The following is a 21,721-nucleotide window of genomic DNA, read 5'->3' on the forward strand; positions in this document are numbered from 1 at the left end:
CAGGATCAGGGCAGCGCTGTTCTGCTGCAAGTGAAGTCATGGATGCAGCTTAAATTCTGGCAAACGCTGTCTTGACGGATGGGTCCACTTTAATGAGGCGTATGTCGATCCACCGACGCCGCGCTTTTAATGCCAATCCAGGTGTTTGATTCGGCTGCGATTGATTGAACAGGAAATGAAAAGCCCGCTAAACGCGGGCTTTTTATCGGAATCTTGATTGGCGTAATGTTCGCACACGTTGCCTGTCCGACCCTCGGAACATTTCCCGAGGGTCGGCCCCGACGGGCAGTACAGGGCGAACACCGCTGCTTTCGGCCCGCGAATCGCAAATCGCAAACCACAGGGCGCAACGCCCCTCAGCCATCAATCTTCTTGTCCTCTTCCTTGGCCTCTTCCATGGCGTCCGGCTCCAGCTCCTCGGCCGCGCGGTTGCAATAGATGAAGTATCCCCAGGCCGCCAGCAATACGCCCGTACCCACCAGCAGCGCCGCTGCATAGATCATGTCAGCCGCTTCTTCATGCGCTGCGCGGAAGGTCATCACCAGCCCCTCGATGGCCAGCGCCACGATCACCACCACAAAAAAACGCGACAGGAAGCGGCGTACCCGCGTCGGGGCGCTGATGTTGGCGTCGCGCACCACCTCTTCCTCGGTAATGGTCTCGGCAATCTGAAACGCCACCACCGCCGCCGCCAAAATACCGATAGCCTCGATCAACGCCTGCGCCTGCGGCAGGCCCAGGCCCTCCGTCACCGCCTCAAATCCCATGCTCGCGGCAATGGCAATGAGCGCCAGCGCGCCCAGCGCAAACAACACCGCGATCACCGCATGCACCACGCCAAATACCGCCGTGATCTGTTTCATTGATTCCTCCCGTCTGGTTTTTGATGAGCGGTTGGACTGATGAGGCGTACAAAGGTTGTCGCAATGACGCGATCTTGAATGTTGCTTTGTGGAATCGATGAGGCGCCATCGCCGTACGGCGGGCATTGCAGGCCTGCTGATGAGCCCGTCTTCCATCATTCTTACAGCGTTTTCAGACGAGGCGGGATGGCGGGCCCGGGCAGGTCGGCGCAAGATCGAATCACCCGCAGTGAACGTATCCTTTACCTGCCCGCAGAGCATCGCGCCGCGGGCGCAACCGGACAGGAGGCCATCATGCCGCAGACCGCATGGAGCAACAAACGTGAACGCCAGTACGAACACATCAAGACCAGCGCCGTCAAACGCGGCACGAGCACCCGGCGTGCCGAGGAGATCGCCGCCCGGACCGTCAACAAGGAGCGCGCCCAGCACGGCGAATCCAAAACAGCCAGCAAGACGTCCACGCAAGACATGGCGCCGTCGCGCCGAGGCGGCCTGCGGTCGCATTCCGGCGCAGGCGGCCGGACCTTCAAGCAGCTCTATGCAGAAGCGAGTGAACGCGGGATCAAGGGCCGTTCGTCAATGAACAAAGCCGCCCTGGAAAAGGCCCTGTCCCGCTGAATGGCACCACGGAGAAAAAAACTAAGAAACCAGTCCGTGGTCCTGCATCCATAAACTAAGTAAACCGGCGGCAGCCGTAAATAATTAAAACAATATGCGAAATTGGCGCGACCGGCTTTGCGTAATACGCACGATATACAATTCCTTCAAACGACAACGCCCCCGATAAATCGGGGGCGCTGCATTCTTTACCTTCCCTGAAAACCAGCTCGCAAGCCAGCCAGCAGGGCAGGGCGACCGACCTTACTTGGTCACCGCCAGCACGGTGCGCTGTCCACCCTTGTAGGTATACAAGGTCAGCGAACCATCCTTGATATCGCCCTTGGCATCAAAGGCGATCACACCGGTCACGCCCTTGTGGCTGATCTTGGCCAGTTCGGGCAGGTACTTCTTGGGATCGGCCGAGCCGGCCTTGGCCATGGCGTCCGCCACGGTCATGGTGGCATCGTAGGCATAGGCTGCGTTGTAGACCACGTCGATACCGAACTTCTTCTTGTAGGCTGCGCGGAAGTCATCCATGCCCTTCTTGCCCGAGGCATCCACGCCACCAGCTTCGGCACAGATCACCTGGTCTTCGCCCAGGCCATCGCCGGCCAGGCCCGGCAGGGAGCCGGTACAGATGCCGTCACCGCCCATGAACTTGGCGCCGATGCCCAGCTGCTTCATCTGGCGCAGCATCGGGCCGCCCACGGCGTCCATGCCGCCGAAGAAGATCACGTCCGGCTTCTTGCCCTTGAGCGAAGTCAGGATGGCGTTGAAGTCGGTGGCCTTGTCATTGGTGAACTGGGTGCCGACGATGGTGCCGCCGGCCGCCTTGGCGCCCTTGGCGAATTCTTCTGCCACGCCCTGGCCATAGGCGGTACGGTCATCGATCACGGCGATCTGCTTGGTGCCCAGCTTCTGCACGGCATACTTGCCCAGTGCGGCGCCCAGCTGCGCATCGTTGGCAACCACGCGGAAGGTGGTCTTGAAGCCTTGCTGGGTATACTTCGGATTGGTGGCCGAGGGGGACACTTGCGGGATGCCGGCATCGCTGTAGATCTTCGAAGCCGGGATGGTGGTGCCGGAATTGAGGTGGCCGATCACGGCGGCGACCTTCTGGTCGACCAGCTTGGTGGCGACCGCAGTGGCTTGCTTGGGATCGGAAGCGTCGTCTTCACCCATGAGTTCGAACTTGACCTTCTTGCCGCCAATGGTAAAGCCCTTGGCGTTGAGTTCGTCGACGGCCATGCGCGCACCGTTCTCGTTGTCCTTGCCCATGTGGGCGTTGGGACCGGAGAGCGGGCCCACGTGGGCGATCTTGACGACTTCCTGGGCATGCGCGGCGCCTGCGAATGCCAGACCGATGGCGGCAGTTAATGGAATAATGGCGCTCTTGAATTTCATAACACTCCTCTGTAGATTGGATTGACCACTTTTAATGTTTTGTCTCACAACACAGTTATTCAGATCCTTGTTGCGGTGACCAGGCGGACTGCTTTGCTTTCGTCCCCGACTTTCTGAATAATGCGACGGTACAACATAAGAATCGGCCAAGCCAAGCAATTTTTGAGTGGCCGGCCTGAACAATCATCCTCGACTCTGTCCCATGGCTGCCAAACTTCACACCCTCGACAAGGTGGATCGCAAACTGCTCAACATGCTGCAGAAAGACAACCAGATCTCCACTCGGGTGCTGGCTGAAAAACTGCACATCTCGCAACCGACCTGCCTGCGCCGCATCCGCGAACTGCGCGAGGCCGGCATCATCAGCGCCGAAGTGGCCATGGTCGATCCCTTCGCGCTCGGCTACGGCATGCTGGCCTTCCTGGAGATCTCGCTGAACAACCAGTCCGACCAGCACATGCAGGACTTCGAGCAGCGCATGGCCAAGGAGGCCGAGGTGATGCAGTGCTACTTCGTCTCGGGCGAATACGATTACTTCCTGGCGGTCCACGTCATCGACATGGATGCCTACTATCAGTTCGTCAGACGTGTGATCTCGGGATCAGGCAATGTGCGCCACTTCCAGTCGCGCTTCCCCATGAAGCGGGCCAAGTTCACCACCCGCATCGCCTTCGATGAAAAGGCGGTCGAAGTGCAGGTGCGCGTGCCCGGCTGAACGCCAGCCAGCTTCCCGCGCGGATTGGGGGCCAAGCTCATCCATTGCGTTTTGTTAGATTCCAGGGCGTCCATCCAGAGGGAATCGTCCGGAATTTACTAACTTTTTCATTTTGCTGACGGGGGATCCCGTCATGCGGGAGTCTTCTCGCGGCGGGGCAGGCACGCACTTTGCATTGCAGTGCGGTTGTCAGTTGTGTTATTTTCGGGGCATCCCGCAGTGTGCAATGAAGAGGTCTAGCGCCACTGCGTCTACGCTGAAGCAGTACCGTGGTCACCAGCAACAAGAGCGGACACAGATCAGCACCCAGCGCCGGCGACCGTGTGGCCGGCCCGCCAGCAGCACCCGCAATCCCTATCATCCACCGTCCGCGGCCCATGCCGCAGGGCGCAGCCTTGCCCGGTGTCGCAGCGCCTGCGACGCCATCCAGCCAACCCCTGCAGCACGCTGCAGAACCACAGAAAGGAAATCCCGCACGATGCACGAAGTCGAGTTATTCATCCAGGACATGGCCATCATCATGCTCATTGCCGGCATTGTCACCGTCGTCTTCAACAAGCTGAAGCAGCCGGTGGTGCTGGGCTACATCGTGGCCGGCGTGATCATCGGCCCGCATACGCCGCCCTATGACCTGATCCAGGATGAGAAGACCGTGCACATTCTGTCAGAGCTCGGGGTGATCTTCCTGCTGTTCTCGCTGGGCCTGGAATTCAGCCTGAAAAAACTGGCCAAGGTCGGTGCCACCGCCTTCATCGCGGCAGCGGCCGAGATCCTGCTGATGATCTGGATCGGCTACGAGATCGGCCTCTACTTCGGCTGGAAGCGCATGGATGCCATCTTCCTGGGCGCCATGCTGGCCGTCTCCTCGACCACCATCATCGTCAAGGCCTTGAATGAACTGGGCATGAAGAACGAAAAGTTCGCCCAGATCATCTTCGGCATCCTGATCGTGGAAGACATCCTGGCCATCGGCATGATCGCGCTGCTCTCGGGCGTGGCCACCAGCGGCTCGGTGGATTCCACCGAGGTCTTCACGACGGTGGGCAAGCTGGTGCTGTTCATGACCGTCTCGCTGGTGGTGGGCATCGTCGCAGTGCCGCGCCTGCTGAGCTTCATCGCCCGCTTCAAGAGCAACGAGATGCTGCTGGTGGCCGTGCTGGGCGTGCTGTTCGGCTTCTGCCTCCTGGTGATGAAGCTGCAATACAGCGTCGCATTGGGGGCCTTCCTGGTCGGCGCCATCATGGCCGAATCGCGCCAGCTGCATCGCATCGAGCGCCTGGTGGAGCCGATCCGCGACATGTTTTCGGCCATCTTCTTCGTGGCCATCGGGCTGCTGTTCGATCCCAACGTGCTGGTCAAGTACTGGATGCCCATCACCATCATCACGCTGGCCGTGGTCTTCGGCAAACTCATCAGCTGCGGCCTGGGCACCTTCGTGGCCGGGCAGGGCGGCCGCACGCCCATGCGCGTGGGCATGGGCCTGGCGCAGATCGGCGAGTTCTCCTTCATCATCGCCGCGCTCGGCCAGAGCCTGAAGGTCACCAGCGATTTCCTCTATCCCATCGTGGTGGCGGTCTCGGCGGTGACGGCACTGCTCACCCCTTACCTCATCAAGGCCGCCGATCCGCTCTCGGCCAAGGCCGTCACGCTGGTGCCGGCGCGCGTCTCGGGTTTGCTGGGCATGTATTCGCGCTGGCTGGAAAGCCTGCAGCCGACCGGCGACCGCGCCGAACTCACGCGCATCATCCGCCGCATCCTCATGCAGGTGATGGTGAACCTGGCGCTGGTGATTGCGGTATTCCTGGCGGGCGCTTTCTTTGTGGACGGTTTGTCGCGCCAGCTCTCGGCTTGGACGCCTGATCCGGATGTGCAGAAGGCCATCATCTGGGGCTGCGCTTTGGTGATTTCCTTGCCCTTCCTGATCGCCACTTACCGCAAGCTGCAGGCGCTGTCGATGCTGCTGGCGGAGGTCAGCGTCAAGCCGGAGTTCGCGGGAGCGTATACTTCCGGGGTGCGCAAGGTGGTCTCGGAGGTCTTGCCCATCATGTCCATCGTGGGCATCATGCTGCTGATCTTCGTGCTCAGCGCCAGCATCCTGCCCCCGTTGAACCTGCTGGCCTTCGTGCTGGCCGCCGCTGCCGGGTTGCTGTGGTTGCTGTGGAGCAAGCTGGTCAAGCTGCATTCACGCCTGCAGATCGCGCTCTTCGAAACCCTGGACGAACAGCCGGACGACGTGCATTGAGCATTGCTGATCCTGCAAGATGAGAATTTTTTGCGTTGCCAAAAAGGGAACGCCCCCGTTTTTATTTACGTTGAACTGAACCATCATGACTCAAGACGAACTCAAGCAAGCCGTGGCCAAGGCCGCCATCGACTACGTGGTCGACGGCGAAATCATCGGCGTGGGCACCGGCTCCACGGCCAATTTCTTCATCGATGAACTGGGCAAGATCAAGCACCGCATCAAGGGCGCCGTGGCGTCCTCCGAAGCCACTGCCGAGCGCCTGCGCTCGCATGGGATCACCGTGTTTGATCTCAACGAGGTCGAGACCATGCCGGTCTATATCGACGGCGCCGATGAAATCAATGGCAGCGGCGCCATGATCAAGGGCGGCGGCGCTGCACTCACGCGCGAGAAGATCGTGGCGTCCGTGGCGCAGAAGTTCGTTTGTATTGCCGATGGCTCCAAGCTGGTTGATGTGCTGGGTACTTTCCCGTTGCCGGTGGAGGTGATCCCCATGTCGCACGCCGTGGTGGCCCGCAAGCTGGCCGCACTGGGCGGCGAGCCGCGCCTGCGCCTGAACAAGAATGGCGACGGCAAGCCGCTGGTCACCGACAACGGCTGCTACATCATCGATGTGCTGGGCTTGGCCATTACCGATCCGGCCGACATCGAAGACAAGATCAACAACATCGTCGGCGTGGTCACCAACGGCCTCTTCGCGCGCCAGGGCGCCAACGTATGCCTGCTGGGTACCGCCGAAGGGGTCAAGAAACTGGAGTTCTGAAGACTTCGGTTTTCTGAGCCCCAGACAAAAATGCCCGTGTCGCAGGACATGGGCATTTTTTTCATCTCGATGATTTCAGGCGGATGCGTCAGGGCTGGCTGGCCTTGGCCTCATCCCGTGCAATCACCACGGTCATGCGTGCCGGATCGATGTACTTGCGCACGGCCGCATTCAGTTGTGCCAGCGTGAGATCGGCCAGTTTGAGATCCAGCTGCTGCTGCCACAGGAAGCTGCGGTCCAGGTTCATCAGTGCGCTCCAGCTGGTAGCGATGCCGCCATCACCGGCGCGCTGCTGGTTGCGCTGTTGCAGGATGCCGGACTTGGCGCGCAACAGTTCCTCTTCGGTAAAGCCATCCTTGATGAGCCGGGCAATTTCTTCGCGCACGGCCGCGTCGACCTTGTCCAAGTTCTGCGGGGCAGCGATGGCGCGCACGCTGAAGTAACCCGCATCGCTGATGGCGCCGACCTGCAAGCCGCTGTTGATGCCATAGGACAAACCATCCTTCTGGCGGATGCGGTCAGCCAGGCGCGACTTCAGGCTGGAGCCGCCGAGCAGGTAATTGGCCACGGCCAGGGCCGGATAGTCCGGATCGTCATCACGCAGGCGGATGTTCTGGCGGGCCAGGTAGACACCGTTTTCCTTGTCCGGCGTATCGATGACGATGCGCTTGGGCGCAATGTCGGCCCAGGTCTGCAGGACGCGCGCGTAGGGCGCCCCACTGGCCCAGCCGCCGAAGGCCGCATCGATCGCCTTGCGCGCAGCCTGCGCATCGAAGTCACCGACCACGGCGACCTCGCCATGCGAGGCACCGTAGAAGCGGCGATGGAAGGCCTGCACCTGTTCCAGCGTCACGGCCTGCACGGCGGCGATGCGCTGCTCCAGCGTCTGGGCGGCGCGCCAGTCGCCGTCCGGGTAATGGTTGAAATGCAGTTGCAGCGCTTCGCCGGCACGGGAGTCCGGCTCCTTGCGCGTGGCTTCCAGCGCGGCCACGGTCTCATTTTTCAACTGCGCAAATTCAGCGGGATCCATGCGCGGATGGCGCAGCACTTCGCCCACCAGCGCAAACGCCGGGACCAGATTCTCGCGCGTGGTCTGGAAACGATAGACGTTGCCGTTGATCTTCAGGCGCGTGAATTCGTCGGCGAGCTGGCGGCGATCCAGATCGCGCGTACCCCGCATGAGCATGGCCGCCGTCAGCGAGGCCACGGCACGCTGGCCGAACAGGCTCTCGGCATCGCCAAACTCCAGGTTCATGCTGACCGACACCGTCTGCCCGCGCGATTGCTTGGGCAGCAGTGCCAGCTTCAGTGCGGTGTGGGGCGGCTGGCCTGGCGCCACGCGGGTGGTGCGCTGTTCGATGTTGCCCGGTGCCGGATCGAACGCTTCGCCCGAGGCGATGGCTGCACGCGGCTGGTATTGCGCCAGCAGCGATTCCAGGCTCGGTGCCGGCGGGACCTCGGCGCGCTGCGGATGATCTTCCGGCAAATAAAGGCCGACGGTACGGTTGTCGCGGCGGAAGTAGCGGCCAGCAGCCGCAGCGATGTCAGCACTGGTCAGGCGCTGTTCCAGGTCGCGTTCGATGAAGACCAGGCGCCAGTCGCCGCGTGCAATCGCATTGGACATCGCTACCGCCATCTGCTGCGGATTGTTCTGCAGCGTCTCGAAGTTGTTGGCGCTCTCGCGGCGCAGGCGCGCGATTTCTTCGGCGGTCGGCGGGGCGGTGCTGAAGGACTCGACGGCGCTGATCATGGCCTGCTTGACCGGCTCGATGTCGGCGCCTGCCTTGACCTGCGCCACGATCATCTGCAGCCCCGGCGCGTAGCCGCTCAGCGGCATCGCATAGACCTGCGTGGCCAGCCCTTTTTCCACCAGCAGCTTGTGCAGGCGGCCATTGGGCGTGTCGGTCAGGATGTCGCTGGCAAACGAGAGGGCGGTGGCATCCGGATGCAGCGCCGAGGGCATCTTGTAACCCAGCGCCACCAGTTGCAGGTCACCCCGGCGGCGGATCGCGAACTGGCGTTCGCCGTCCTGGGTCGGCTCCACGGTCCAGAATTCAGGCAGCTTGCGCTTGGGCTTGGGGATGCGGCCGAAGCTCTGGTTGACCCATTGCAGCACCTGCGCCGGATCGAACTTGCCGGCGATGAGCAGCACCGCGTTGTCGGGCTGGTAGTAGGTGCGGTAGAAGGCCTGCAGGTTTTCGATGCGCACGTTCTCGATGTCGCTGCGCGCGCCGATGGTGTTGCGGCCATAGCTGTGCCAGTCGTAGGCCACGCTCTGCATGCGCTTCAACATCACGCGCGGGGGCGAGGTTTCGCCGGATTCAAACTCGTTGCGCACCACCGTCATCTCGCTGTCGAGATCCTTGCGTGCGATACGGGAATTGACCATACGGTCGGCTTCCATGCTGATCGCCCATTGCAGGTTGTCCTTGCCGGCCTCGAAGGTTTCGTAATAGTTGGTGCGGTCCAGCCAGGTGGTGCCGTTGAAGTTCATGCCGCGCTTGCTGAATTCCTGCGGGATCGCCGGGTTGCGCGGCGAGCCCTTGAACATCAGGTGTTCCAGCAGGTGCGCCATGCCGGTCTCGCCGTAGTTTTCGTGGCGTGAGCCGACCAGGTAGGTGATGTTGACCGTGACCGTGGGCTTGGAATCGTCCGGCAGCAGGAGCAGCTTGAAGCCATTGGCAAAGCGGTATTCGCTGATCCCCTCGGCGCTGGGGCCTTGCGTGACGCCGGGCGGCAGCGTCGGTGCAGTGCTGGCCGCCGGACTGGCGGTGGCCGCCCGGGCCCAGGGGGAAACAAAGGTAAAGCCGAGACTGACGGCAAGCACGGCAAGGCGCAGATGACGCAGGGACAAGATGAGCTCCAGCGGGAAGTCGGTAGGGAATCAGGGATCCGGAGTCGGCATTGTAGACGAGCCAGCCGCCGTGATGCGTCAGCCAAAACAAACGCCGCCGTGGCGAACCAGGGCGGCGTTGCGGCGATGCTTGGACGATCCGGCCAGCTTACTCGCTCGGCGGCACGTAACCGGCGGCGGCATCGGCGCCTTCGCCGAAGAAGTGCTTTTCCATTTGCGCGGCCAGATACTTGCGGGCGCGGGCGTCGGCCAGCATCAGGCGGTTTTCGTTGACCAGCATGGTCTGGTGCTTGAGCCAGGCGGCCCAGGCTTCCTTGGAGACACTTTCATAAATGCGCTTGCCCAGCTCGCCCGGATAGGGCGGGAAGTCCAGGCCTTCGGCTTCCTTGTTCAGTTTGATGCAGTGGACCATGCGTGCCATGTCGATTCCTTGGTTCGTTAAGTTGAAATGCCTGGGACGGGCGGGCCAGCGATGGGGGTCAGCGGTTGAGCCTGCTCACGTCCTGACGGAAAAATGATTAATACAAATTCTTGATCAGTACCTGCGACTTGCGCTGCCAGTTGTAGATCTGCTGGCGATCCTGCGGCAGGTCGTTGACACCGGCCAGCACGAAGCCGCGCTTCAGGAACCAGTGCGAGGTGCGGGTGGTGAGCACGAAGAGCTTGGTCAGCCCGGCCTCGCGCGCGCGGGTTTCGATGTGCTTCAGGATACGGTCGCCGTCGCCCTGGCCCTGTACTTCCGGATTGACGGTGAGGCAGGCCATCTCGCCCATGCGTTCCTTGGGGAAGGGATACAGGGCAGCACAGCCGAAGATGACGTTGTCGTGTTCGATCACGGAGAAGTAGTCGATTTCCCGTTCGATCAGTTCGCGGCCGCGCTTGACCAGGGTGCCATCGGCTTCCAGCGGTTCGATCAGCTTGAGGATGCCGCCCACGTCCTCGATGGTGGCCTGGCGCAGGCTTTCCAGGTTCTCGTAGGTGACCATGGTGCCCACGCCGTCGTGGGTGAACAGTTCCAGCAGGGCCGACCCATCAGTGGAGAAGGGCACGATGTGGGCGCGCGAGACGCCCGCATTGCAGGCCTTGACCACGCTGGCCAGGTAGAAGGCCGCATCCGCGGGCAGGAAGCCGGCCGACAGCACGGCCTCGGCCTGGTGCGAGGACAGCTCGCGGATTTCAGCGCCGCCGGCATCCTTCATCAGCGGGGTCTCCGACAGGAAGATCAGCTTTTCGGCGCGCAGCGCGATGGCGGCGGATACGGCCACGTCTTCCATGGTCAGGTTGAAGGCTTCGCCGGTGGGCGAGAAACCCAGCGGCGAGAGCAGCACGATGCCGCCCGCGTTCATGATGGGCTGGATGACGTCGGCAGCGATCTTGCGGACCACGCCGGTCAGTTGCAGGTCCACGCCATCGATGACGCCCATCGGACGGGCCGTGACGAAGTTGCCGGAGATCACGCGGATGGCCGAATGCGCCATGGGCGTATTGGGCAGGCCCTGGCTGAAGGCGGCCTCGATATCCAGGCGCAGTTCGCCGGCGGCTTCCTTGGCGCATTCCAGCGCGGCGCTGTCGGTCACGCGCAGGCCGTTCTGGAAGCGCGCCTCGACATTGCGCAGGGCCAGCTGCTCGGCCACCTGCGGGCGCGAGCCATGCACCACCACCACGCGGATGCCCAGCGCATGCAGCAGCGAGAGATCCTGGGCCAGCACCTGCAAGCCGCCGGCCGTGACCAGCTCGCCCGGGAAGGCGACCACGAAGGTCTTGCCGCGGAAGGCGTGGACATAGGGCGCGACGGAACGCAGCCAGTTGACGAATTCGGTCTGTTTTTCCATGACGCGCATTATAACCAGCGTCGCGGCGGGCCGTAGGCTTGCGGGCCGCATCGGGGCAGATTTCTTGCACGGATGTTGCAAAGCGGAGCCAACCGGCCCGCTGCCGGCTGAAAAACCTGCACCATCGGCCGTCCAGCCGCACGCAGCCTGACCGGGCGGGCGGTGGCAGGTATAATGTCGGCCTCATGTCCGTTACCAAAGCACCCAATACTCCCCCCGGCGGCCAAGCGCAGCAGAACCCGCAACAAGATCGTCCGCGCGGCCCGCGCGAGCAGCGAGGCCCGCGTCGCGCCGCCGCTGCCGAGCCTGCTGCACACGCCGCGCCGCCCGTGCGCAATCCGCTGCCGCCGGTCACTTTCCCCGAAGAGCTGCCGGTCTCCGGCCGTCGCCACGAGATCGCCGAGGCCCTGCGGGCGCACCAGGTCATCATCGTCAGCGGCGAGACCGGTTCCGGCAAGACCACCCAGCTGCCCAAGATCTGTCTGGAGCTGGGCCGTGGCGAAAAGGGCCTGATCGGCCACACCCAGCCGCGCCGTATCGCCGCCTCTTCCACCGCCAAGCGCATCGCCCAGGAACTCAATTCCCCGCCGGGCGAGCTGGTCGGCTACAAGGTCCGCTTCAACGACACCCTCTCCAAGGGCGCGTGGATCAAGCTGATGACCGACGGCATCCTGCTGGCCGAGACGCAGACCGATCCGCTCTTGCGCCAGTACGACACCATCATCATCGACGAGGCGCATGAACGCAGCCTCAACATCGATTTCCTGCTGGGCTACCTGAAGCAGCTGCTGCCCAAGCGCCCCGACCTGAAGATCATCATCACCTCGGCCACCATCGATGCCGACCGCTTCGCCCGCCATTTCGGCCGCGAGGTCAAGGGCGAGATCGTGCCGGCGCCGGTAATCGAGGTCTCGGGCCGCCTCTATCCGGTGGAGATCCGCTATCGTCCCATCGACAATGCCGATCGCAGCGGCGTCTCGACCGAAGTGGCGCAGGCCCGTGCGCGCGCCGAGGGCCGCGCCAGCCAGGCCCAGAAGGACCGCGAACAGCGCGACCTGATGGATGCCGTGGTCGATGCCGTGGACGAACTGGCGCGCATCGGGTCCGGTGACGTGCTGGTGTTCCTGCCGGGCGAGCGCGAGATTCGCGATGCCGCCGAGGCGCTGCGCAAGCATCATCCGCCGCATGTGGAGATCCTGCCGCTGTTTGCGCGCCTCTCCGCCCAAGAGCAGGAGCGCGTCTTCAAGACCAGCAATGCCCGCCGCATCGTGCTGGCGACCAATGTGGCCGAAACTTCACTGACCGTGCCGGGAATCCGCTATGTGGTCGATGCCGGTCTCGCTCGTGTGAAGCGTTACAGCTATCGCAACAAGGTCGAACAATTGCAGATCGAGCCGGTAGCGCAATCGGCCGCCAACCAGCGTGCCGGCCGATGCGGCCGGGTGGCGGCGGGCGTGTGCATCCGCCTGTATGACGAGCAGGATTTCCTGCAGCGCCCCAAGTTCACCGATCCCGAGATCCTGCGCTCGTCGCTGGCCTCGGTCATCTTGCGCATGAAGTCGCTGCATCTGACGGATGTGGAGAGCTTCCCCTTCATCGAACCGCCGCTGGGCCGCGCCATTGCCGACGGCTACCAGCTCCTGCAGGAACTGGGCGCGGTGGAAGAGCAGGGCGGCGTCAATCGCCTGACGGCACTGGGCAAGCAGCTGGCCCGCCTGCCGCTGGATCCGCGCGTGGGCCGAATGATCCTGGCCGGCCGAGACAATGCCTGCCTGACCGAATTGCTCATCATCGCCGCAGCGGTATCCGTGCAGGACCCGCGCGACCGGCCCATGGATGCGCAGAATGCGGCCGACAACGCCCACAAGAAATTCGCCGACGAGAAGTCGGAATTTGCCAGCTATCTCAAGATCTGGAAGTGGTTCGAAGAGGCCATCGCGCACAAGAAATCGAATCGCCAGTTGCAGGAACATTGCCGCGAGAATTTCCTTTCGCAATTGCGCCTGCGTGAATGGCGCGATGTCCATTCGCAGTTGCTGACCATCGTCAAGGAACAGGGCTGGCGCCTCAACGAGGCCCCGGCCACCTACGATCAACTGCACCTGGCCTTGCTGACCGGCTTGCTGGGCAACGTCGGTTTCAAGAGCGAGGACGATGCGCAATACCTGGGCGCGCGCGGCATCAAGTTCAACATCTGGCCTGGTGCGCACCTGACCAAGAAGCCCGGCCGCTGGGTGATGGCGGCCGAGCTGGTCGATACTGCGCGCCTGTACGCGCGCTGCGTGGCCAACATCCAGCCCGAGTGGCTGGAAAAACTCGGCGGCCATCTGCTCAAGAAGTCCTGGGGCGAACCGCGCTGGGAAAAGCGTGCCGCCCAGGTCACTGCCTCCGAGCGGGCCACGCTCTATGGCCTGGTGGTGTACAGCCAGCGCCGCATCAACTACGGCAAGATCAACCCGGCTGAAGCGCGCGAGATCTTCATTCGCGATGCGCTGGTCGGTGGCGACTTCGAGACGCGCGCGCCGTTTTTCGCGCACAACCAGAAGCTGGTGCGCGAGATCGAGAACCTGGAACACAAATCGCGCCGCCTCGATGTGCTGGTGGACGATGAACTGATCATCGGTTTCTACGACAAGCTGATCCCGCACGATATCTGCAATGGTGTCGATTTCGAGAAGTGGCACAAGGAAGCCACCGCCGCCGATCCCAAGCTGCTGTACCTGAACCGTGACGACCTGATGCGCCACGAAGCAGCAGGCGTGACCACCGAGCTTTTCCCCAAGACCATGAACGTGGCGGGCATCGCCATGGCCTTGAGCTATCACTTCGAACCCGGTGCGGCCCGCGATGGCGTGACCCTGACCGTGCCGCTGTATGCGCTCAACCAGGTCTCCTCGGACCGCTGTGACTGGCTGGTGCCGGGCATGTTGAAGGAGAAGGTGCACCTGCTGCTGAAGTCCCTGCCGCAGAAGCTGCGCCGCCATTGCGTACCGCTGCCCGATTACGCTGCGCGATTCTGCGAGCGCATGGAAGAGCGCAAGACCTTCGGCCGGGGCAACCTGATCGACGCCATCATTGCCGACATCCGCGAGCAGATCACGATCCTGGTCAAGCCCAGCGACTTCAAGCAGGAGACGCTGTCGGCGCACCATGCGATGAACTTCAAGATCGTCGATGAGCATGGACGGCAGCTGGAGATGGGGCGCAACCTTGCCGCCTTGCAGGCCGAATTCGGCGGACAGGCACGCCAGCAGTTCCAGAAGCTGGCCGAGCAGGTGGCCATTGCCCCGCGCGAGGATGAGGACAGCGCCGCACCCGCGCCCGCTGCCGCACCCGGCAAGCCCGTTCCGAGCGCAGCCCCGGCGGCCCCCGCTTCGGTGGGCGAGTACAGCAATCTCACCAGTTGGAGTTTCGGTGAATTGCCGGAGCTGCTGGAGATCACGCGCGGCAGTGGCAAGCAGGCGCAGACACTGATCGGATTCCCGGCGCTGGTGGATCGCAAGACGCATTGCGATCTGGAAGTTTTCGATGATCCGGCCGAGGCGGCGCGTTTCCATTACGCTGGCCTGCGTCGGCTCTTTGCCTTGCAGATGAAGGAGCAGCTGAAGTATCTGGAGAAGAACATTCCGGGCCTGCAGCAGATGGGCATGCAATTCATGGCACTGGGTTCGCAGGAAGAGTTGCGTGAACAGATCCTCAATGCAGGCCTGGAACGCGCCTTCCTGCAGGACCCGCTGCCGCGCAACGCGGATGAATTCAATCGCCGCCGTGATGAAGGCAAGGCGCGGCTGGGTTTGCTGGTCAACGAGATCGCGCGCCTGTGCGGACAGGTGCTGGCCGAGTATCACGCGCTGCCCAAGAAGCTGCAGGGTATCAAGGCCCATGCGGCTGCTGCGGCTGACATGCAGGCGCAGTTGGCACAACTGGTGGGCAAGCGTTTTGTTGCGGAAACGGATTACGGCAACCTGAGCCACTATCCGCGCTACCTCAAGGCCATCAATGTGCGGCTGGACAAGCTGCGTGCTGATCCAGCCCGCGATACGCGGCTGCTGGCGGAGTGGAATTCGGTTGCCTTGCCCTATCAGCGCGCCCTGAAGGACCGCGCCGGCCGGGTCGATCCCAAGATGACCGAGTTCCGCTGGATGCTGGAGGAACTGCGCGTGTCGCTCTATGCGCAGGAACTGAAGACGCCGATGCCGGTGTCGGTGAAGCGTTTGCAGAAGGTGTGGGAGAGCATGCAGCGGTGATGGGCTGGCCGTGGGCTGGAAGCGTTCTGCAGAGCGCTTCCAGTCTGCATTTCAGCCGATTTCGTCCATTTTCGCGTAAAATGCGGGATTCTTTGAATACGTTGAATACCATGGCCATCAAGTCAGACAAGTGGATCCGCCGCATGGCGGAGCAGGAAGGAATGATCGAACCCTACGAGCCCGGGCAGGTGCGCCTGGCCGCTGACGGGAGCAAGATCGTTTCCTACGGCACCTCGTCCTATGGCTACGATATCCGCTGCGCCAACGAATTCAAGATCTTCACCAACATCAATTCCACCATCGTCGATCCCAAGAACTTCGATGAGAAATCCTTCGTGGATTTCAAGGGCGATGTCTGCATCATCCCTCCCAATTCCTTCGCCCTGGCCCGCACCGTGGAATACTTCCGCATCCCGCGCAGCGTGCTGACCATCTGCCTGGGCAAGTCGACCTATGCGCGCTGCGGCATCATCGTCAACGTCACTCCCTTCGAGCCGGAATGGGAAGGCTATGTGACCCTGGAGTTCTCCAACACCACGCCGCTGCCCGCCAAGATCTACGCCGGTGAAGGCTGCGCCCAGGTGCTGTTCTTCGAGAGCGATGAAGTCTGCGAGACCTCCTACAAGGATCGCGGCGGCAAGTACCAGGGCCAGCATGGCGTGACCTTGCCCAAGACCTGAAAACGATATAAACCATATCGGCAGTACAAAAAATGGCTTCCGGAAGGAAGCCATTTTTGTATCGAACAATGGATAGCCATATCCCGGCGATATGCCTGCCGACATCAGCGTCGCTTGCGTCCCGCACTCAGTTTCAACGCCTCTTCGCGCATCAAGCGCGCTGCCCCGCTGATGCTGCCGGTCCGGTAAGCCAGGTGCAGCGGCGCTTTCAGCTCGGGCGCGCCGGTCAGCTTGAGATAGACCACCCCCTCCGCATTGACCCGCGTCATCGACGCCGGGATGATGGCCACCCCCACACCCGCCGCTACCAGCGAAAGCGTGGAGAGATTCTTGCGCGCTTCCTGGATCACCTGCGGGGAGAAACCTGCGGCATGGCAGGCCGCGATGATGGTGTCGTACAGGCCGGGGCCATTGGGCCGGCGCGTCATGATGAAGGATTCCTCGGCCAGCGCGTGCAGGGCGATGCTCTTGCGCTTGCCTTGCTCGGCCAGTGGATGGTCGATCGGCAACGCGGCCACCATGTCTTCCACCAGCATGGTCTCGATGGTCAGGCCGCCGGAATCCCCCACGGGAGAACGCACGAAGGCCAGGTCCAGCCGCTTGGCGCGCAGCGCTTCGATCAGCTCGTTGGTGTTGCTCTCTTCCACCGTCATCGCCACATCCGGCGCATCGGTACGGAAGGCGCGGATCACCGAATGCACGAAGGGATGCAACGAAGCCGATTCGGTAAAGCCCACGCCTATGCGTCCCATCTTGCCCCGGGCGATGCGGCGCACGCTGGCCACCGTCGTATCGAGTTGTGCCAGCAGGGCGCGGGCATCGTTGAACAGGGCGGTGCCGCTGTCGGTCAGTTCCATGCCGCGCGGCAGGCGGTTGAACAGCGTCACGCCCAGTTCGCGCTCCAGCAGGCGGATCTGTTGCGACAGCGGCGGCTGCTGGATGCCGATGCGCTCGGCCGCCTTGGTCAGGTGGCCCTCTTCAGCCACGGCGATGAAGTAGCGCAAGAGGCGCAGGTCGATGGAAGGTGACATATCGATAGAATATGGATAGGGTGTATGACATATATTAGACAAAAACCCCCCTCAAGCGTAGCCTTTCATGCATGCGGCAATCTCGCCGCGCTTGCACGAGATGATGATGAGTACTCCTGACCTCCCGGCCGTTGAACGGCCTATCCCCACTACCAGGGAATTGTTCCTGGGCTTTCTCGGCCTGGGCATGACCGCCTTTGGCGGCGCGCTGCCGCTGGCGCACCGCATGATCGTCGAGCGCCGAAAATGGCTGACCGATCCCGAATTCGTCGAGCTGCTGGGGCTGTGCCAGTTCCTGCCCGGGGGCAACATCATCAACCTGTCGGTGGCGCTGGGCATGAAGTTCCGGGGCTGGAAGGGGGCCGTGGCAGGCATCACCGGTTTGATCGCCGTGCCCTCCATGGTAGTGATCCTGCTGGGGATGATCTACCAGCATTTCCAGCATGATCCCAACGTCAAGCATCTGTTTGCCGGGTTGGCGGCGGCGGCGGCGGGCCTGCTGATTCAAATGGCCGTGAAGATCGCGCTGCCGCTGCGCAAGAATTTTGTGCTGGCAGCCGTGGCGGTGATCTGCTTCATCGCCATCGCCTTCCTGCGCATCCCCTTGCTGTGGGTGATGCTGGTGATGACGCCCATCAGCGTGGTCCTCACCGCGCGTTACGGTGATCGCTTTGCCGCCAAGCCGCAGGCTGCGCCGGCACAGCGTGAGGGCAAGAAGGAGGGCGCGCAATGAGCCAGACCCTGATCGCATTGGCCATCATCTTCACGCAGTTGTCGGTGCTGGCCTTCGGTGGCGGCAATACCATCCTGCCGGAAATGCAGCGCCAGGTAGTGGAAGTGCATCACTGGATGAGCGCCGAGGATTTCAGTGCGCTGTTTGCCCTGGGGCAGGCGGCGCCCGGTCCCAACCTGATGGTGGTCACGCTGGTGGGCTGGCATGTGGCCGGCTTCTGGGGGATGCTGGTGACCAGCCTGGCCAAGTTCGGGCCGTCCTCCCTCATCACCATCATCATGTTGCACGTCTGGGAGAGGTTCAAGGACAAGCCCTGGCGGCGTCACGTACAGGCAGGCCTGCTGCCCGTCACGGGCGGACTGGTCGCGGCGTCGGCGCTGCTGATCACGCAGGCATCCATCACGCACGGCTTCCTGGCGGCGATCACGGCGGCCACTGCCATCATCGCGCTCAAGACCAAGATTCATCCGCTGTGGTTGTTGTTCGGCGGCGCTCTGGCGGGATTCTTCTATCTCGGCACGTTCTGAGGGCGCATCTGCCGGAGCCAAAACAGCCGATGCCCTCGCAGGCATCGGCTGTTTTTTTTACGGGCAGCGCTGAGGCTTACTGCTTGACGCAATCCACGAAGTAATCGCGGCGGCCGTTGACTTCACGCTTGACCAGGCCATGCACGTCGGTTTCGAAGCCCGGGAATTTCTCGTTGAAATCACGCGCAAACTTCAGGTAGTCGACGATGGTCTTGTTGAAGATCTCGCCCGGGATCAGCAGGGGAATGCCCGGCGGATACGGGGTCAACAGGATCGAAGTGACGCGGCCTTCCAGTTCGTCCAGGGGGACGCGCTCGATCTCGCGGTGCGCCATCTTGGAGAAGGCGTCCGAAGGCTTCATGGCCGGTTGCATGTCCGAGAGGTACATCTCGGTGGTCAGGCGGGCCACGTCGTAGGCACGGTAGGTCTCGTGGATCTGCTGGCACAGGTCGCGCAGGCCCAGGCGCTCGTAGCGCGGGTTGCGCTGGGCGAACTCGGGCAGGATGCGCCAGATCGGCTGGTTCTTGTCGTAGTCGTCCTTGAACTGCTGCAGCGCCGTCACCAGGGTGTTCCAGCGGCCCTTGGTGATGCCGATGGTGAACATGATGAAGAACGAGTACAGGCCGCACTTCTCGACGATCACGCCGTGCTCGGCCAGGTACTTGGTCACGATGGAGGCCGGGATGCCGCTCTCGCCGAACTGGCCGTTCAGGGCCAGGCCGGGGGTGACGATGGTGGCCTTGATCGGGTCCAGCATGTTGAAGCCCGGTGCCAGGTTGCCGAAACCGTGCCAGTCGTCCTCGGCCTTGATGACCCAGTCCTCGCGCTCGCCGATGCCGTCGGCGGCGAAGCTGTTGGGGCCCCAGACCTGGAACCACCATTCATCGCCGAATTCCTGGTCGATCTTCTTCATGGCGCGGCGGAAGTCCAGCGCTTCCAGGATGCTCTCTTCCACCAGGGCCGTGCCGCCCGGTGCTTCCATCATGGCCGCCGCCACGTCGCAGGAGGCGATGATGGAGTATTGCGGCGAGGTCGAGGTGTGCATCAGGAAGGCTTCGTTGAAGGCGTCTTCATCGAGCTTCACGGTCTCGGACTCGCGCACCAGGATCTGCGAGGCCTGCGACAGGCCGGCCAGCAGCTTGTGGGTCGACTGGGTCGAGAAGATCAGCGACTTCTTGGCGCGCGGACGGTCCTTGCCGATGGCGTGCATGTCCTTGTAGAAGTCGTGGAAGGTCGCGTGCGGCAGCCAGGCTTCGTCGAAGTGCAGGGTTTCGATCTCGCCGTCGAGCATGTCCTTCAAGGTCTCGACGTTGTAGACCACGCCGTCGTAGGTCGATTGCGTGATGGTCAGGATGCGCGGCTTCTTGTTCTTGGCTTCGCGGGCGAAGGGGTTGGCCTCGATCTTGCGCTGGATGCTTTCCAGGGTGAACTCTTCCAGCGGGATCGGTCCGATGATGCCCAGGTGGTTACGCGTGGGCATCAGGAACACGGGGATCGCGCCGGTCATGATGATGGAGTGCAGGATGGACTTGTGGCAGTTGCGGTCCACCACGACGATGTCGCCGGGCGCCACGGTGGAGTGCCAGACCATCTTGTTGGAGGTCGAGGTACCGTTGGTGACGAAGTAGCAGTGGTCGGCATTGAAGATGCGCGCCGCGTTGCGTTCCGAGTTGGCGACCGGGCCGGTGTGGTCCAGCAGCTGGCCGAGTTCTTCCACGGCGTTGCAGACGTCGGCGCGCAGCATGCGTTCGCCGAAGAACTGGTGGAACATCTGGCCCACGGGCGACTTCAGGAAGGCCACGCCGCCGGAGTGGCCGGGGCAGTGCCAGGAATAGGAGCCATCCTGGGCGTAATCGACCAGGGCACGGAAGAACGGCGGCGCCAGGCCGTCCAGGTAGGACTTGGCTTCGCGGATGATGTGGCGGGCCACGAACTCCGGCGTATCTTCGAACATGTGAATGAAACCGTGCAGTTCGCGCAGCACATCGTTGGGAATGTGGCGCGAGGTGCGGGTTTCACCGTAGAGGTAGATGGGGATGTCGGCGTTCTTGTGACGAATTTCGCTCACGAAGGCTCGCAGGGCCTTCAGGGCATGGTCGGTCTCTTCGTCGGAACCCGCTCCCATTTCTTCATCGTCAATGGAGAGGATGAAGGCCGAGGCGCGCGACTGCTGCTGGGCGAACTGGGCCAGGTCGCCGTAGCTGGTCACGCCCAGCACTTCCATGCCTTCGGCTTCGATGGCGTCGGCCAGGGCGCGGATGCCCAGGCCCGAGGTGTTTTCGGAGCGGAAGTCTTCGTCGATGATGACGATGGGGAATCGGAATTTCATGGATTTCTCCAGGCTTTGCGCGCGTGGGGCCGGGTAGGCGGGCGCGCGCAGGGGGTGAAAAGAAAAGCGCCTGGGCTGGCAGTGCTTGCGCGCCGGAAAAATGAAAGCGGGATTGTCGCAGATATGCGCGCAACGTGCGCGCCAACTGCGCTAAAGAGGTGCGCAGTTTAAGCAAAAACGGGAAAAAACAACAGCCTCGCGCCAGCGCGGTTCAACGTCTTTCGTATGTCACAAAAGCGTAGTCCAATCCGGAAGTTTCGGACCGGTGGTTCTCGCGCGCGGTCTCCTGCCACACGGCCGTATCCAGTGCCGGGAAGAAGGCGTCGCAATCAAACGCCTGGTGGATGCGGGTGATGATGAGGCGGTCCACCAGCGGCAGGGCTTCTGCATAGATCTGCGCACCGCCGATGATGAAGGCCGGCGCACCCTGCGCCAGCGCGGCGGCGTCCTGCAGCGAAGCCGCCGTCTCCACGCCCGCGTGTTGCCACCCGGCATTGCGGGTGATGACGATGTTGCGCCGGTTGGGCAGCGGCCGGCCGATCGATTCGAAGGTCTTGCGGCCCATCAGGATGGCATGCCCCGACGTGGTGCGTTTGAAATGGGCCAGGTCTTCCGGCAAATGCCAGGGCAGGGTGTTGCGGATGCCGATGCCGTTGTTGAGTTCGGTGGCGACGACGATGGTGAGGGAGCCGGAAGCTGTGGTCATGCGAGGATCTGGATTCGGACGGAAGGCCTGCAGCCCGGCGCGCAGCCGGATGCAAGGGCGACAGAAGCATAATGTTACAGCAGCCATGCTGCGGCACGGAACTTTATGCACCGCCATCTGCCCTTATACCTGAACCGGCTGGCCGCTTGCGCGCGCCGGGGCCGGGTTTGCAGGCGAATGAAGTTTCAT

16 protein-coding genes are annotated in these 21,721 nt (G+C 62.6%); 8 read left to right on the forward strand and 8 right to left on the reverse strand.

What is annotated here, in order from left to right:
• Positions 1-356: 356 nt before the first annotated feature.
• Positions 357-863 carry a hypothetical protein gene (locus CEJ45_RS08905; RefSeq protein ID WP_088754801.1) on the reverse strand — a complete coding sequence of 169 codons (507 nt, stop codon included), beginning with the start codon at positions 861-863 and terminating at the stop codon, positions 357-359.
• 294 nt (positions 864-1,157) lie between these two features.
• Between CEJ45_RS08905 and CEJ45_RS08910 the strand changes: the two genes are divergently transcribed.
• Complete coding sequence (locus CEJ45_RS08910; protein WP_088754802.1) at positions 1,158-1,484, forward strand: plasmid stabilization protein; 327 nt, start codon at positions 1,158-1,160, stop codon at positions 1,482-1,484.
• Between the two features lie 243 nt (positions 1,485-1,727).
• Here the strand turns inward: CEJ45_RS08910 and CEJ45_RS08915 are convergent, their stop codons facing one another.
• Entirely contained in the window at positions 1,728-2,870 is a 1,143-nt protein-coding gene (locus tag CEJ45_RS08915; RefSeq protein WP_088754803.1) for a branched-chain amino acid ABC transporter substrate-binding protein, read from the reverse strand.
• 202 nt (positions 2,871-3,072) lie between these two features.
• Here CEJ45_RS08915 and CEJ45_RS08920 point away from each other — a divergent pair, with 202 nt between their 5' ends.
• The 3 genes from CEJ45_RS08920 (at position 3,073) to rpiA (ending at position 6,593) form a co-directional block, all read left to right on the forward strand.
• Positions 3,073-3,585: an Lrp/AsnC family transcriptional regulator gene (locus CEJ45_RS08920; protein ID WP_008331218.1), complete on the forward strand. Its 513-nt coding sequence runs from the start codon at positions 3,073-3,075 to the stop codon at positions 3,583-3,585.
• A gap of 478 nt (positions 3,586-4,063) precedes the next feature.
• A complete protein-coding gene (locus CEJ45_RS08925; protein ID WP_088754804.1) occupies positions 4,064-5,827 on the forward strand; it encodes a cation:proton antiporter in 1,764 nt (587 codons plus the stop codon).
• 85 nt (positions 5,828-5,912) lie between these two features.
• Entirely contained in the window at positions 5,913-6,593 is a 681-nt protein-coding gene (gene rpiA, locus CEJ45_RS08930; protein ID WP_039784469.1) for a ribose-5-phosphate isomerase RpiA, read from the forward strand.
• An 88-nt stretch (positions 6,594-6,681) separates the two neighbouring features.
• On the opposite strand, the gene CEJ45_RS08935 is transcribed toward rpiA, so the two are convergent.
• From CEJ45_RS08935 to argA, 3 genes are all read right to left on the reverse strand, one after another.
• Positions 6,682-9,447 carry a M16 family metallopeptidase gene (locus CEJ45_RS08935; RefSeq protein ID WP_088754805.1) on the reverse strand — a complete coding sequence of 922 codons (2,766 nt, stop codon included), beginning with the start codon at positions 9,445-9,447 and terminating at the stop codon, positions 6,682-6,684.
• Positions 9,448-9,595: 148 nt separating this feature from the next.
• The gene (locus CEJ45_RS08940) at positions 9,596-9,868 is read right to left on the reverse strand and encodes an oxidative damage protection protein (RefSeq protein ID WP_008331210.1); all 273 of its coding nucleotides are present in this window, start codon (positions 9,866-9,868) and stop codon (positions 9,596-9,598) included.
• 97 nt (positions 9,869-9,965) lie between these two features.
• A complete protein-coding gene (gene argA / locus CEJ45_RS08945; RefSeq protein ID WP_008331208.1) occupies positions 9,966-11,279 on the reverse strand; it encodes an amino-acid N-acetyltransferase in 1,314 nt (437 codons plus the stop codon).
• 185 nt (positions 11,280-11,464) lie between these two features.
• Here argA and hrpA point away from each other — a divergent pair, with 185 nt between their 5' ends.
• Positions 11,465-15,526 carry an ATP-dependent RNA helicase HrpA gene (gene hrpA, locus CEJ45_RS08950; protein WP_088754806.1) on the forward strand — a complete coding sequence of 1,354 codons (4,062 nt, stop codon included), beginning with the start codon at positions 11,465-11,467 and terminating at the stop codon, positions 15,524-15,526.
• Between the two features lie 110 nt (positions 15,527-15,636).
• On the forward strand, positions 15,637-16,206 hold the full coding sequence (gene dcd, locus CEJ45_RS08955; RefSeq protein ID WP_039784915.1) for a dCTP deaminase: 570 nt from the start codon (positions 15,637-15,639) through the stop codon (positions 16,204-16,206).
• A gap of 104 nt (positions 16,207-16,310) precedes the next feature.
• Here the strand turns inward: dcd and CEJ45_RS08960 are convergent, their stop codons facing one another.
• Positions 16,311-17,237 (reverse strand): LysR family transcriptional regulator, encoded by a 927-nt coding sequence (locus tag CEJ45_RS08960; protein ID WP_088754807.1) that lies wholly within the window; start codon positions 17,235-17,237, stop codon positions 16,311-16,313.
• A gap of 100 nt (positions 17,238-17,337) precedes the next feature.
• On the opposite strand from CEJ45_RS08960, the gene CEJ45_RS08965 reads away from it, so the two are divergent.
• Positions 17,338-17,970: a chromate transporter gene (locus tag CEJ45_RS08965; protein ID WP_088754992.1), complete on the forward strand. Its 633-nt coding sequence runs from the start codon at positions 17,338-17,340 to the stop codon at positions 17,968-17,970.
• Positions 17,967-18,497 carry a chromate transporter gene (locus CEJ45_RS08970; protein WP_088754808.1) on the forward strand — a complete coding sequence of 177 codons (531 nt, stop codon included), beginning with the start codon at positions 17,967-17,969 and terminating at the stop codon, positions 18,495-18,497. The genes CEJ45_RS08965 and CEJ45_RS08970 overlap by 4 nt, the downstream gene beginning before the upstream one ends.
• 76 nt (positions 18,498-18,573) lie before the next feature.
• Here the strand turns inward: CEJ45_RS08970 and CEJ45_RS08975 are convergent, their stop codons facing one another.
• Both CEJ45_RS08975 and CEJ45_RS08980 read right to left on the reverse strand, forming a co-directional pair.
• On the reverse strand, positions 18,574-20,826 hold the full coding sequence (locus CEJ45_RS08975; RefSeq protein WP_034330200.1) for an arginine/lysine/ornithine decarboxylase: 2,253 nt from the start codon (positions 20,824-20,826) through the stop codon (positions 18,574-18,576).
• A gap of 211 nt (positions 20,827-21,037) precedes the next feature.
• The gene (locus CEJ45_RS08980; RefSeq protein WP_088754809.1) at positions 21,038-21,532 is read right to left on the reverse strand and encodes a dihydrofolate reductase; all 495 of its coding nucleotides are present in this window, start codon (positions 21,530-21,532) and stop codon (positions 21,038-21,040) included.
• Positions 21,533-21,721: the final 189 nt, after the last annotated feature.

The organism is Herbaspirillum aquaticum, assembly GCF_002213425.1.
In the GTDB taxonomy this organism is placed as follows: Bacteria; Pseudomonadota; Gammaproteobacteria; order Burkholderiales; family Burkholderiaceae_D; genus Herbaspirillum; species Herbaspirillum aquaticum.